At 74.2% G+C, this 13,178-nt stretch carries 13 protein-coding genes; 2 read left to right on the top strand and 11 right to left on the bottom strand.

What is annotated here, in order from left to right:
• Window positions 1-47 precede the first annotated feature (47 nt).
• The 9 genes from O7627_RS18850 to O7627_RS18890 form a co-directional block, all read right to left on the bottom strand.
• Complete coding sequence (locus O7627_RS18850; RefSeq protein WP_278094840.1) at window positions 48-848, bottom strand: IclR family transcriptional regulator C-terminal domain-containing protein; 801 nt, start codon at window positions 846-848, stop codon at window positions 48-50.
• The gene (gene pcaC / locus O7627_RS18855) at window positions 845-1,252 is read right to left on the bottom strand and encodes a 4-carboxymuconolactone decarboxylase (RefSeq protein WP_278094841.1); all 408 of its coding nucleotides are present in this window, start codon (window positions 1,250-1,252) and stop codon (window positions 845-847) included. Before pcaC ends, O7627_RS18850 begins: the two co-directional genes overlap by 4 nt.
• The gene (gene pcaD / locus O7627_RS18860; RefSeq protein WP_278094842.1) at window positions 1,245-2,060 is read right to left on the bottom strand and encodes a 3-oxoadipate enol-lactonase; all 816 of its coding nucleotides are present in this window, start codon (window positions 2,058-2,060) and stop codon (window positions 1,245-1,247) included. Before pcaD ends, pcaC begins: the two co-directional genes overlap by 8 nt.
• Window positions 2,057-3,523 (bottom strand): 3-carboxy-cis,cis-muconate cycloisomerase, encoded by a 1,467-nt coding sequence (pcaB, locus tag O7627_RS18865; protein ID WP_278094843.1) that lies wholly within the window; start codon window positions 3,521-3,523, stop codon window positions 2,057-2,059. The genes pcaD and pcaB overlap by 4 nt, the downstream gene beginning before the upstream one ends.
• Entirely contained in the window at window positions 3,498-4,070 is a 573-nt protein-coding gene (gene pcaG, locus O7627_RS18870) for a protocatechuate 3,4-dioxygenase subunit alpha (protein WP_278094844.1), read from the bottom strand. Before pcaG ends, pcaB begins: the two co-directional genes overlap by 26 nt.
• The gene (gene pcaH / locus O7627_RS18875; RefSeq protein ID WP_278094845.1) at window positions 4,063-4,836 is read right to left on the bottom strand and encodes a protocatechuate 3,4-dioxygenase subunit beta; all 774 of its coding nucleotides are present in this window, start codon (window positions 4,834-4,836) and stop codon (window positions 4,063-4,065) included. The genes pcaG and pcaH overlap by 8 nt, the downstream gene beginning before the upstream one ends.
• Window positions 4,837-4,926: 90 nt before the next feature.
• On the bottom strand, window positions 4,927-6,108 hold the full coding sequence (locus tag O7627_RS18880; RefSeq protein ID WP_278094846.1) for a thiolase family protein: 1,182 nt from the start codon (window positions 6,106-6,108) through the stop codon (window positions 4,927-4,929).
• A complete protein-coding gene (locus tag O7627_RS18885) occupies window positions 6,108-6,935 on the bottom strand; it encodes a CoA-transferase (protein ID WP_278094847.1) in 828 nt (275 codons plus the stop codon). The genes O7627_RS18880 and O7627_RS18885 overlap by 1 nt, the downstream gene beginning before the upstream one ends.
• Window positions 6,932-7,750, bottom strand: coding sequence for a CoA-transferase (locus O7627_RS18890; RefSeq protein WP_278094848.1), 819 nt, complete (start codon window positions 7,748-7,750; stop codon window positions 6,932-6,934). The genes O7627_RS18885 and O7627_RS18890 overlap by 4 nt, the downstream gene beginning before the upstream one ends.
• A gap of 281 nt (window positions 7,751-8,031) precedes the next feature.
• Here O7627_RS18890 and O7627_RS18895 point away from each other — a divergent pair, with 281 nt between their 5' ends.
• Window positions 8,032-8,976 (top strand): IclR family transcriptional regulator, encoded by a 945-nt coding sequence (locus tag O7627_RS18895; RefSeq protein ID WP_278094849.1) that lies wholly within the window; start codon window positions 8,032-8,034, stop codon window positions 8,974-8,976.
• 2 nt (window positions 8,977-8,978) lie between these two features.
• Entirely contained in the window at window positions 8,979-10,151 is a 1,173-nt protein-coding gene (locus O7627_RS18900) for a 4-hydroxybenzoate 3-monooxygenase (RefSeq protein WP_278094850.1), read from the top strand.
• Window positions 10,152-10,163: 12 nt separating this feature from the next.
• On the opposite strand, the gene O7627_RS18905 is transcribed toward O7627_RS18900, so the two are convergent.
• Window positions 10,164-11,732 (bottom strand): PQQ-dependent sugar dehydrogenase, encoded by a 1,569-nt coding sequence (locus tag O7627_RS18905; RefSeq protein WP_278094851.1) that lies wholly within the window; start codon window positions 11,730-11,732, stop codon window positions 10,164-10,166.
• Between the two features lie 50 nt (window positions 11,733-11,782).
• Window positions 11,783-13,141 carry a dihydrolipoamide acetyltransferase family protein gene (locus tag O7627_RS18910; RefSeq protein WP_278094852.1) on the bottom strand — a complete coding sequence of 453 codons (1,359 nt, stop codon included), beginning with the start codon at window positions 13,139-13,141 and terminating at the stop codon, window positions 11,783-11,785.
• Window positions 13,142-13,178: the final 37 nt, after the last annotated feature.

Raw genomic sequence — 13,178 nt, forward strand, 5'->3', positions numbered from 1 at the left:
TTCGACCGACGCGCCGACGCATCCCTTGTGGATGGTCGACTGCCGGCTCACCGTTGGCCGGTGCCCAGGTCCTCCTCGATCCGGCGGGCGGTGGCCAGCAGCGGCGGCAGCAGCTCCCGACGGATCACCTCGGACGAACCCCGGCTGGCGCGCGCGGAGACGTTCACCGCGGCGACCACCACCCCGTGCTCGTCCCGGATCGGCGCCGCCAACGACCGCAGCCCCTCCTCCAGTTCCTGGTCCACGATCGCGTAACCCTGACTCCGGATCCGGGCCAGCACGGTCCGCAGCCGGGCCGGATCGGTTACCGTACGCCGGGTCAGCGGACGCAGCTCGGCCGTGGCGAGATAGCTGTCCAGCCAGTCGGCCGGCTGCCCGGCCAGCAGCACCCGCCCCATCGAGGTGGCGTACGCCGGGAACCGGGTGCCGACGCTTATCGCCACCGTCATGATCCGCTTGGTCGGCACCCGGGCGACGTAGACCACCTCGTCGCCGTCGAGTACCGACACCGAGCAGGACTCGTGCACCTCGGCGACGAGGGCCTCCATGTGCGGCTGGGCCACCTCGGGCAGACTCAGACTGGACAGGTAGGCGTAGCCCAGCTCCAGGATCCGGGGCCGCAGCGAGAAGAGCCGCCCGTCGGTGCGCATGTAGCCCAGCTCGACCAGGGTGAGCAGGAACCGTCGGGCGGCGGCCCGGGTCAACCCGGTCGCCCTGGCAACCTCGCTCAGGGTGAGCTGCGGGTGATCCGCGTCGAACGCCCGGATGACGGCGAGCCCGCGTTCCAGGGACTGGACGAACTCCGGCGTGCGGACCGCGGACTGCTCCGCCTGTTCCGCACTCGTCATCCGCGCTCCCCGCCTCCGGCCGGCCGGTCGGGCAGCTCCCGCAGCGTCTGCTGGGCCACCCGGAACGCCCGGTTCGCCGCCGGCACCCCGGCGTAGACGGCGACCTGCAGCAGCACCTCGCCGATCTCGTCGGCGGTGAGCCCGTTGCGCACCGCCGCCCGCACGTGCATCGCCAGCTCCTCGTCGTGGTTCAGCGTGGCCAGCGCCGTCAGGGTGATCACGCTGCGGGTCCGCCGGTCCAGTCCGGGACGGCTCCAGACCTCGCCCCAGGCGTACCGGGTGATCAGGTCCTGGAACGCCGCGGTGAACGGGTCGGTACCGGCCACCGCCCGGTCGACGTGGGCGTCACCGAGCACCTCCCGGCGCACCGTCATGCCGGTCTCGTGCCGTTCCCGGTCATCCATCGACCCGCTCCTGTCCGCTACCGGTCCCCGCGGCGTCCACCCTGGTCGGCTCGAAGTGTTCCAGCAACAGCCGGGTCACCGGCTCCGGACGCTCCACGTTGGCGAGGTGGGCGGCGCGGTCGACCACCGCGAGCCGGGCGGCCGGAACGAGTCGGGCGATCTCGCGGGCCTGTTCGACCGGGGTGGCCGGGTCGTCGGCGCCCGCGACGACAAGCGTCGGCGCCACGATGCCGGGCAGGTCGGCCCGGAGGTCCATCGCCGCGATCGCCTCGCAGCAGGCCGCGTATCCGGCCGCCGGGGTGCTGGTGAGCATGCCCCGGTAGCCGGCGACGACGGCCGGGTGCGCGGCGGCGAAGTCTGGGGTGAACCAGCGGGACAGGACCGCCTCGGCGACCGCCTCGACGCCGCCCTCCCGGACCGTGCCGGCGCGGTCCCGCCACGCCCGTTCCGGCCCGAGCCGGGCGGCGGTGCAGAGCAGCGCGAGCCGGTCGACCCGGTCGGGGGCGTGCGCGGCCAGCCACATGCCGACCATGCCGCCGAGGGACAGCCCGGCGTACGACACCCGGGGCAACGCCAGGTCGTCCAGCAGCCGGAGCAGCTCGGTGCCGAGGATGTCGATGGTGGTCCGGCCGGTCGGCCCCGCCGATCCGCCGTGCCCGAGGTGGTCGTAGCGGACCACCCGGAACCGTTCGCTGAGCGGACCGACCTGCGGCCGCCACATCTCGCTGGTGGTGCCGAGCGAGGAGCCGAGCACCAGCACCGGCGCGTCGACCGGACCGTCCAGCACGGCGTGCAGGCGCGGGCTCATCCGGGCTCCCCTATGTCGGCGCCGGGGTCGTCGGCGCCGGGCTCGTCGGCGTCGCCGCGGCGGTGGGTGGCCAGGGCCCGGTCCACGAGCCGGCCGGCGGAGCCGAGCCAGTTCGCCGGGTCGAGGGCGGCGTCGATCTCGGCCGCGTCCAGGTGGGCGCCGATCTCGGCGTCGGCGAGCAGGGCGTCGCGGAAGCTGGCGGTCCGGCCGGCGGCGCGGACCGCCCGGCCGACGGCGTCGTGCGCCCGGGCCCGCCCGATCAGCGGTGCCAGCCGCGCCGACACCGCCTCGGCCAGCACCAGCCCGCCGGTCGCCGCCAGATTGGCCCGCATCCGGGCGGCGTCGACCTGCAGCCCGCCGAGAATCCGGTGGGTACGGACGGCCGCGCCGCCGGCGATCCGGGTCAACTCGATCACCGGCTCCCATTCGGCGTGCCAGCCGCCGGCGGCCCGCTCGTGTTCCTGGCTGGCGGCGGCGTACATCGTGGCGACCAGGCCCGGGCCGCGTCGGGCGGCGGCGGTCACCAGGACCGAGTCGACCGGGTTGCGCTTGTGGGGCATGGCGGACGACCCGCCGCGACCCGGGCCGCCGCCCTCGGCCACCTCAGCCACCTCGGTCTGGGCGAGCAGCCCGACGTCGAGGGCCACCTTGCCGGTGGCGACGAGAACGGCACCGAGCGCGGCGGTGAGGTCGAGCAGCGGCTGCCGGCGGGTGTGCCAGGGCAGCGGGCTGACCGCCAGGCCGAGTCGGGCCGCCATCCGGTCGGCCACCTCGCAGCCGGCCGGGCCGAGTCCGGCCAGGGTGCCGGCGGCGCCGCCCAGCTGCACCGGCAGCGCCGCCCGGGCCACCAGCAGCCGGGTACGGGCGTCGCGGAGCCCGAGCAGCCAGTTCGCCGCCTTCAGCCCGAAGGTGGTGGGGGTGGCCTGCTGGCCGAGGGTACGGGCCACCAGCACCGTGTCCCGGTGCTGCCCGGCCAGTCGGGCCGCCTCGTCCGCGGCCGCCTCCAGGGCGGCCAGCACCGGTCCGGCCGCCCGGCCGAGCACCAGCGCGAGGGCGGTGTCGAGGATGTCCTGGCTGGTGGCGCCGAGGTGGACCCACGGACGGGCCTCGGCCGGGACGGCCGCGGTGAGTTCGCGGACCAGCGGGACCACCGGGTTGCCCGCCGCCTCCGCCGCCCGGCCGAGCTCGGCCGGGTCGAACAGGTCGGGCCGGCAGTGCTCGGCGATCGTCTCGGCGGCCGCAAGCGGTGCGACGCCGGCGTCAGCCGCCGCGGTGATCAGCGCCCGCTCGGCGTCCAGCATGGCCCGCAGCAGCGCGTCGTCGGAGAGCTCGGCGGCCACCGCCGGTGTCCCGGACAAGCCGGTGAGTAGCCCGGTGGGCGGCGGCGACCCGTCCGCCGGGGTGGGCGGACCACCGGCGAGCGCGGCGACCGATCCGTCAGACGGCGAAGAAAACGGTCTCATGCTCCCCCTGCAGATGGATGTCGAAGCGGAGGCCGTCGTCGTCCTCCGTCGCCAGGAGCGTAGAGCGACGGGTCGCGTCGATGCCGCGCAGCACGGGGTCGGCGGCGTTGGCCGCGCCCTCGTCGGGGAAGTAGAGCCGGGTCACCACCCGATGCAGCAGGCCGCGGGCGAACACCGAGATGTCCAGGTGGGGGGCCTCGACAGCCCCGTCCGGCGACGGCAGGGCGCCGGGCTTGACGGTGCAGATCCGGTAGCGGCCATCGGCGTCGGTGGCGCTGCGGCCGAAGCCGCGGAAACCCGGCACCGCGGGTGGAAACGCGCCGCGCGGATCGTCGGGATGGTCGAAGTGGCCGGCCGGGTCGGCCTGCCAGCTCTCCACCAACGCGTCCGGGACCACCGCGCCGGCACCGTCGAAGACCCGACCGTGGATCCAGACCGCGCCCGGGGTGCCGTCGGGCACCACGTACGGCCCGTCGGGCCAGACCAGGCCGATGTGCAGGTACGGCCCGACGGTCTGTGAAGGGGTCACGGGCAGCCGCTCAGTCATCGTCGTCCTCGTTCTCGAACGGGGTGCTCTCCCGACCCCGCAGCACGATGTCGAACTCGAAGCCCAGCGCCCACTCCGGCGTGGTGACGGCGTGGTCGTACCGGGAGATGAGCCGTTGCCGGGCCGCCGGGTCGGGGATGGAGTTGAAGACCGGGTCCTGGAAGAAGAGCGGGTCACCGGGGAAGTACATCTGGGTGACCAGGCGCTGGGTGAACGCCCGGCCGAAGAGTGAGAAGTGGATGTGTGCTGGCCGCCAGGCGTTGTCGTGGTTGCGCCACGGGTAGGCGCCCGGCGCGATGGTGACGAACCGGTAGTGCCCGTCGGCGTCGGTGACGGTGCGCCCCACCCCGGTGAAGTTGGGGTCCAGCGGGGCCGGCCAGTTGTCGTTGGCGTGCCGGTACCGGCCGGCGGCGTTCGGCTGCCAGATCTCCACCAGGGTGCCGGGTACCGGTCGGCCGTCGCCGTCGCGGACCCGGCCGTGCACGATGATCCGCTGGCCGAGTGGTTCGCCGGCGTGCTGGCGGGTCAGGTCGTGGTCGAGCGGGCCGAGCCGCCCCTCCCCCAACAACGGGCCGGTGATCTCGGTCAGCCGGTGCGGCAGCAGCGCCAGCGGCCGGGTCGGCGCCCGCAGCGCCGTGGACCGGTAGTCCGGACTCAGCAGCGGCGGGTGAACGCCGGGCGGGTCCGGCCGGTAGGCGGGTACGACCAGGCCGCCGGCGGCCGGCCGGATCAGGTGGTCCGCCGGCTGGGTCGTCTCGTGGCTCATCATCGCTCTCCGATCACGCCAATCACCCCATCACGGCGGGCCACCTGACGTGGCGGTCCCGCCCGATCCGGCCCGCCGGTCCGGGCACCGTCAGGCCTCCAGTACCACCGCGAGCCCCTGGCCGACCCCGATGCAGATGGCCGCCAGACCGTACCCGCCGCCGCGGCGGCGCAGTTGCCAGGCCAGCGAACCGAGGATGCGCGACCCGGAGGAGCCGAGCGGGTGGCCGAGCGCGGTCGCCCCGCCCTGCGGGTTCACGATCTCCGGGTCGAGCTCCGGCCACTCCCGCAGGCAGGCCAGCGACTGCGCCGCGAACGCCTCGTTGAGTTCGACGACGGCCAGGTCACCCCAGCCGATGCCGGCCCGGCGCAGCGCCTGGTGGGCGGCCTGCACCGGCCCGATCCCGAACAGCTGCGGCTCGACGCCGGTGACCGCGCGGGAGACGATCCGGGCCAGCGGCTCCCGGCCGACCGCGTCGGCTCCCGCCCGGTCGGCGAGCAGCAGCGCGCTGGCCCCGTCGTTGAGCGGCGAGGAGTTCCCGGCGGTCACCGTGCCGTCGGGCCGGAACACCGGCCTGAGCCGGGCCAGCGCCGCCAGTGAGGTGGTCGGCCGGATGCTCTCGTCCCGGTCCAGCTCGGTGCCGGGGACGACGCTCACCTCGTCGGCGTAGCAGCCGGCGTCCCAGGCCCGGCTGGCGAGCTGATGGCTGCGCAGCGCGAACGCGTCCTGCTCCTCGCGCCCGATCTGGTGACGCTCGGCGAGGATCTCGGCGCCCTCGCCGAGGGTGACCGTCCACTCCGCGGGCATCCGGGGGTTCACCAGTCGCCAGCCGAGGGTGGTCGAGTGCAGGGACTCGTGGCCGCGCGGGTAGCCCTGCTCGGGTTTGGCCAGCACCCACGGGGCCCGGGACATCGACTCGACCCCGCCGGCCAGGCAGATCGAGGCGTCGCCCACCGCGATCGCCCGGGCGGCGCCGATGACCGCCTCCAGACCGGATCCGCAGAGCCGGTTGACGGTGGCCCCGGGCACCGACGTCGGCAGCCCGGCGAGCAGAACCGCCATCCGGGCCACGTCGCGGTTCTCCTCACCCGCGCCGTTGGCGTTGCCGAGCAGCACGTCGTCGATGCGGGCCGGGTCCAGGTCGGGGCTGCGCCGGACCAGCTCCCCGACGACGTGCGCGGCGAGGTCGTCGGGTCGGGCGCCGGCGAGCGCGCCGCCGTACCGGCCGATCGGGGTCCGCACCGCGTCGAGGATGTAGACGTCGGCGGACATCACACCCCTCCCTTCAGGGGATTCTGGCCGCGGCCGGCGCCGCCGCCCTTGGTGGCTTCCAGCGCCCGCAGCACGGACAGTTCCCGGGCGGTCGGTGGCTCGCCGGTACGCACCCGGTCGGCGACGGCGAGCCGCCAGCCGGTCGCCGCGCGGGCCTGCTCGACCGTCGCGCCGGGGTGCAGCCGGGTGAGGGTCAGTTCGCTGGTGTGCGGGTCCGGCTCCAGCACGCCGAGATCGGTGATGACCAGCCGGGGACCCCCGCCGCGCAGACCGAGCCGCGCCCGGTCGCCCGGGCCGGCGCCGTAGCCGACCGAGGTGACGAAATCGACCCGTTCGACGAACGTCCGCAGGCTCTGCCGCACCACGATCACCACCTCGCGGCAGGAGGCGGCGATCTCCGGGGCACCGCCGGCGCCGGGCAGCCGGACCGACGGGTCGGTGTAGTCGCCGCCGATCACCGTCGTGTTGATGTTGCCGTACCGGTCGAGTTGGGCGGCGGCGAGGAAGCCGACGTCGATCCGCCCGGGCTGCAGCCAGTAGTTGAAGACCTCCGGAACGGAGACCACCGCGTCGGCGGTATCGGCCAGGATGCCGTCGCCGATGGAGAGCGGCAGCCGGTCGGGCTTCGCGCCGAGACAGCCCGATTCGTAGATCAGCACGAGGCCCGGGGCGTGCGTGGCGCGGGCCAGGTTGGCCGCCGTGCTCGGTAGCCCGATGCCGACGAAGCAGGCGGTGCCGTCGCGCAGCGCGCGGGCGGCCGCGACGGTCATCATCTCGTCGGCGGTCCAGCCGCCGGTGCCGTCAGGGCGGACGGGGTCACTTGTCATGCCGCGCTCCCGGGGTTCGTCACATGCCGCTCGATCCACTCCTGGAAGGTGTCCCGGTCGCGGCTGATCTTGTCCCAGGCGAGGTAGTAGTCGTTGTCGCGCACCGAGTAGCCCTGGGTGTAGGAGGGGTGCGAGCCGCCGGGCGCGGCGGCCACCGCGGTCACCGCCCAGCCGGGCAGGACGACCTGGCCCGGCACCGGTTCGAACTTGTCGACGATCTCCTCGACGGTGACCAGCGACCGGCTGGCCGCGAGGACCGCCTCCTTCTGCACCCCGGTGATGCCCCACATCTGTACGTTGCCGGCCCGGTCGGCCCGCTGGGCGTGCACGATCGTGACGTCCGGCCGCAGTGCGGGGACCGCGGTGAGCTCCTCACCGGTGAACGGGCAGCTGATCGGTTTGATGTTGGCGGTGTAGCGGGGCAGGTCGGTGCCGGTGTAGCCGCGCAGGACGGCGAACGGCAGGCCGGCGGCGCCGGCGACGTAGCGGTTCGCCATCCCGGCGTGACTGTGTTCCTCCAGCCGCAACGGGTTGGGCCAGGAGTTCTGGACGGCGTCGCGGAACCGGTGCAGGGAACCGACGCCGGGGTTGCCGCCCCAGGAGAAGACCAGACCGCTGGCGCAGCCGGCGCCGATGAGCTGGTCGTAGATGACGTCGGGGGTCATCCGGACCAGGGTCAGGCCCCGTCGGCGCTGGCGGATGATCTCGTGACCGGCGGCGAACGGGATCAGATGGGTGAAGCCCTCCAGGGCCACCGTGTCCCCGTCCCGCACCAGCTCACCGACCCCCTCGGCCAGTGAGACGATTTTCGCCATCGGTCCGCCGCCTCCCGGTGTCGCCGCGCCCGGCCGTAGCGGGTCGGGCTGGTGTTCGCTATGCGGACTCCCGTCCTCATCTCGAACAGGACTCGTCTCGAACATAGTTCCCCCGAAACCGCCCGTCAATCGACCCGGCCGCGCGGGCCGGCGGCCCGGGAGGCGGGCGAAATGTTCGCGGACGGCCGTTGACGCCGGGCCGGAGCACGTGCCAACGTGCCAAGTGAGAACAGTCGTTCGGCAGGCGAACAGCGCCCCGGACCCAGGTGCCCGGAGGTCCAGTGGCTGACGAGGCGGGACCCGACCGCCGCCGGCCCGTTCCGGCCGGCCCGCGGCGCGGCCTGGTCGGCGCCGACGGGCACCGGTCGTCGGTGACCTCGCGGGTGCTCGGCATCCTGGCCGCCTTCGACAGCCGCCACCCCACCCTGTCGCTCAGCGACATCGCCCGCCGGGCCGGACTGCCGCTGGCCACCGCGCACCGGCTGGTCGGCGAGCTGGCCGGCTGGGGCGCCCTGCACCGCGGCCCGCGCGGGGAGTACGCGATCGGGGTCCGGCTCTGGGAGCTCGGCCTGCTCAGCCCGCTGCACCACCGGCTACGGGAGACGGCCCTGCCCTACCTGCCCGAGCTGGCCGCCGCCACCGGCGAGAACGCGCACCTGGCGGTCCGCGACGGCAGCCAGGCGCTCTACGTCGAGAAGTTCACCGGAGCGCGGGCGGTGCCGATCCTCAGCCGGGTCGGCGGCCGGCTACCGCTGCACGCCACCGGGGTCGGCAAGGCGCTGCTGGCCTTCCAGGACCCCGGGTTCGTCGGCGACTACCTACGCGAGCCGCTGATCCGGTGCACCCCGTACACCATCGTCGAGCCCGGCCGGCTGGCCGGTGACCTGACCGCGGTACGGCGCCGCGGCTGGGCCAGCACCCGCGAGGAGATGACCCTCGGCTCGTGCTCGGTGGCCGTACCGGTGCTCGCCGGCTCCGCCGACGGGGCCGGCGGCGGCCCCGTCGCGGTGGCCGCCATCGGGATCGTCGTGCACAGCCGGCGGACCAGCCTGCGGCCGCTGCTGCCGGCGGTGCGCGCGGCGGCGGACCAGATCGCGGCGCGGCTGGCCCGCCGACCCGTGGACCGAGCCGACTTCCACTGGGTGGAAGGACCGGCGAGCGCGGGACGCGGCGATGCGGCAGGCTCAGACAGAGCGGAGCGTCACCGGCAGCGGAGTAGGGAGTAGCGATGCGCACCCAGGTCGGAATCGTCGGGGCCGGACCGGCCGGGCTGATGCTGTCGCACCTGCTGCACCTGGCCGGGATCGACTCGGTGGTGATCGAGCGGCGGTCCCGGGAGTACGTGCAGAAGCGGGTCCGGGCCGGTGTCCTGGAGCAGGGCTCGGTGGACCTGCTGGTGGGCAGCGGCGTGGGTGAGCGGTTGCTCCGCGAGGGCGCCCGGCACGAGGGCATCGAGCTGCGCTTCGACGGGGAGTCACACCGGGTGCCGATGACCGAGCTGACCGGCCGGGCGATCACCGTCTACGGGCAGCAGGAGGTGATCAAGGATCTGATCGCCGCCCGGCTGGCGGCCGGCGGCCAGCTCCTGTTCGAGGTCGACGACGTCGTCCTGCGGGACCTGGACAGCGAGGAACCATCGATCCGGTTCCGGCACGAGGGCCGGGACGTGGAGCTGCACTGCGACTTCGTGGCCGGCTGCGACGGGTCGCACGGGGTCAGCCGGGGGTTCGTGCCGGACGGGGTGTTCACCACCTACGAGCGTGAGTATCCGTTCGCCTGGCTCGGCATCCTCGCCGCCGCGCCACCGGCCGTGCACGAGCTGATCTACGCCAACCACGAGCGCGGCTTCGCGCTGTACAGCCTGCGCTCACCGGAGATCTCCCGGCTCTACCTGCAGGTCGCCGCTGACACCGACATCGCCGAGTGGCCGGACGACCGGATCTGGTCGGAGCTGCGCACCCGACTGGAGACGGTGCCCGACTGGACGCTCAACGAGGGGCCGATCCTGGAGAAGGGCGTGACCCCGATGCGCAGCTTCGTGGTCGAGCCCATGCAGTGGAAGCGGCTCTTCCTCGCCGGCGACGCGGTGCACATCGTGCCCCCCACCGGGGCCAAGGGGATGAACCTGGCGCTGGCCGACGTCGCCCTGCTCGCCAAGGCGTTCGGCGCCTGGTACGACGGCGGCCAGGACGAGCTGCTGGCGACCTACTCCCGCGACGCGCTGCGCCGGGTCTGGCGGGCCCAGCACTTCTCCTGGTGGATGACGTCGATGCTGCACCGGCTGCCCGACCAGGACCCGTACGAGCGCCAACTGCAGCGCTCGGCGTTGCGGTACGTGACCTCCTCGAAGGCGTACGCGACGAGCCTCGCCGAGAACTACGTGGGGCTGCCCGAGGTGTGAGCCGCGGTCGGGTCAGCCGTTCTGGCAGACCGTCCCGTTGAGTCGGAACTCGGTCGGGCGGGCGTTGGTTCCGCTGTAGGTGGCCTGGAAGCCGAAGCTGGTGCTGGCGTTGGTGGCGAGGTTGCCGTTCCAGCTCGCGTTTCTCGCCGTCACGTTGCTGCCGGACTGCGCGACCTGCGCGTTCCAGCCGTTGGTGATCTGCTGGTTACCGGCGAAGGACCAGGTCACCGTCCAGTTGGAGATCGCCGGCCCGCGGTTGGTGATGCCGACGGTCGCGGTGAACCCGTTCCCCCACTGGTTGACCGTGTAGGTGACGGTGCAGGCCGTCGACGGCGGCGGGCCGGTGGTCGGCGGCGGGGTGGTCGGTGGTGGGGTGGTCGGCGGCGGGGTGGTCGGTGGTGGGGTGGTCGGCGGCGGGGTCGTCGGCGGCGGGCCGGTGGTCGGTGGCGGGGTGACCGCGTCGCGCGGGGGGAATCGCAGGATCCGGTCGTCGGCGGCCGCCGGGCTGCCCCGGCCGTCCCGGTTGCTGGTGGCCACCCAGAGGTACCCGTCCGGCCCGTACTCGACCGTGCGCAGCCGCCCGTACGCGCCGGTCAGCTCGGCGACCGGGGTGCCCACCCCGCCGTCGCCGGTCAGCGGCACGGTCCACAACCGGGCGCCGCGCAGCGCCGCGACGAAGAGCCGGTTGCCGGCGATGGCCGCACCGCTCGGCGACGCCTCGGCGGTGGTCCAGGTGATCACCGGGTCGCGGAACCGGGGGTCGTTGGCCCGTCCTTCGACCGTCGGCCAGCCGTAGTTGCCGCCGGGGACGATGAGGTTCACCTCATCCCAGCTGTTCTGGCCGAACTCGCTGGCGAACAGCCGCCCCTGGGCGTCGAAGGCGAGGCCCTGCACGTTGCGGTGGCCCAGGCTGTAGACAAGCGAGCCCGGGGTGGGGTTGTCCGCCGGCACCGAGCCGTCCGGCCGCATCCGCAGGATCTTGCCGTTGCGGCTCTGCGGATTCTGCGCGCTGGCGGTCTGGCCGGCGTCGCCGACCCCGGCGTAGAGCATGCCGTCCGGGCCGAAGGCGATCCGCCCGCCGTCGTGCACGGTGGCTCGGGCCAGTCCGGTCAGGATCGGCTGCTGGGTCTGCGGGCTGGCCAGCCGGAACCGGGCGATCCGGTTGTCGCTGCTGGTGGTGAAGTAGACGTAGACGTAGCCGTCCTGGGCGTAGCTGGGCGAGACGGCGAGGCCGAGCAGGCCGGACTCGCCGCTGGCCGAGACGCCGGAGATCTGGGCCACCTGCTGCGGGGGCTGGCCGGGGCGGACCTGCAGCACCCGGGCACTGTTGCGCTCGGTGACCAGGGCGCTGCCGTCGGGCAGGAAGGCCATCCCCCACGGCACCGCCAGGTTGCTGGCCGCCACCTGGGGCCGGCTGAAGTCGAAGTCGCCGACGGCGAGCGTACCCACGTCCGGCACCGCCGGCCCGGCCGCCGCGCCGGGGTCGACCACACCGCCCGGGACGGTGCCGGCGCCGGCCATTCCGGCCGCGCCGAGACCGGCGACGAGCGCGGCAGCGACCACCACGAGCCGAGCACGCATGACCCACCTCCGAGCGTCACTGAGCGAAGGTCGTCAATATAACACGGTGTTCACAATTCGGCGATCAGCAGCTCGGGACGCTCCACGCAGTCGGCCACCAGGCGCAGGAACCCACCGGCCACCCCGCCGTCGCAGACCCGGTGGTCGAAGGTGAGGCTGAGCTGGGTCACCCGCCGGACCGCCAACGCACCGTCCACCACCCACGGCTTCTCGGCGATCCGCCCGAGGCCGAGCAGCGCCGCCTCTGGGTGGTTGATGATCGGAGTCGAACCGTCGACTCCGAACACGCCGTAGTTGTTCAGCGTGAACGTGCCGCCGGTGAGCCGCTCCGGCGGCAGCCGGCCCGCCCGGGCCAGCGCCGTCGTCTCGGCCAGGCTCGCGGCGAGCTGCCGGGCCGACATCGCCTGGGCATCCCGGATCACCGGTACGACCAACCCCCGCTCGGTCTGTGCCGCAATGCCGAGGTGCACCCGCCGGTACTGGACGATCCGGTCCCGCTCCGGCTCGACCCGGGAGTTCAGCTCGGGAAACCGGCCGAGGGCGTACACGCAGATCCGGGCCAGCAGCGCCAGCACGCCGAGCGGCTGGTCGGGCCGGGCCGCGTTGATGGCGGCCCGGGTCGCCAACAGTGCGCTGGCGTCGACGTCCACCCAGATGGTCACCTCGGGAATCTCCCGGCGGCTGCGGGCGAGCTTCTCGGCCACCGCCCGCCGAACCCCGCGCAGCGGCACGACCACCTCATCGTCCCCGGCCGGAGTCGACGGCCCACCGGCCGAGGTCGACGGCGCGCCGGCCAGCGCGGCGGTCACGTCGTGCCGGCGGATCACCCCGCCGGGACCACTGCCGGACAGTCCGCGCAGGTCCAACCCGTGGTCCCGGGCCAGTTTGCGGACCAGCGGCGAGATCACCAGTGGGCTGTGCCCGGCCGCCGGCCCGGTCGGGCTCTGCTGACGGGCCGGCGCGACCCGCCGGCGGCGCCGCCCCGGACGGTCCGGCCCGGTGCCGTACCCGATCAGGACGTTCCCCGAACCGGCCCGCTCCTGTTCCCGGTACGCGGCATAGCCGTCCACCTGATCCCGCTCGACGGGGCCACCATCCCGGTCGCCCTGGCCCCGGTCGCCCTGCTCCCGCTCGCCCTGGCCCTGGTCGCCCTGCTTCCGCTCGATGGTGATCAGCGGCTGGCCGACCGGGCGCCGCTCCCCGGCCCGGCCGTGCAGCGCCACCACCCGGCCCGCGTACGGGCAGGGCACGTCCACGACCGCCTTGGCGGTCTCCACCTCGACCACCGTCTGGTCCACCTCGATGCGGTCGCCGACCGCGACCCGCCACTGCACGATCTCCGCCTCGGTCAGCCCCTCCCCCAGGTCCGGCAGGACGAAGGTCCGCTGGCTGGTGTCGGTGGCCGTCACGCGACAACTCCAAAGGACCCGGAGTCGTCCAGTCCGG

The sequence above is a fragment of the Solwaraspora sp. WMMD1047 genome, assembly GCF_029626155.1.
Taxonomy (GTDB): domain Bacteria; phylum Actinomycetota; class Actinomycetes; order Mycobacteriales; family Micromonosporaceae; genus WMMD1047.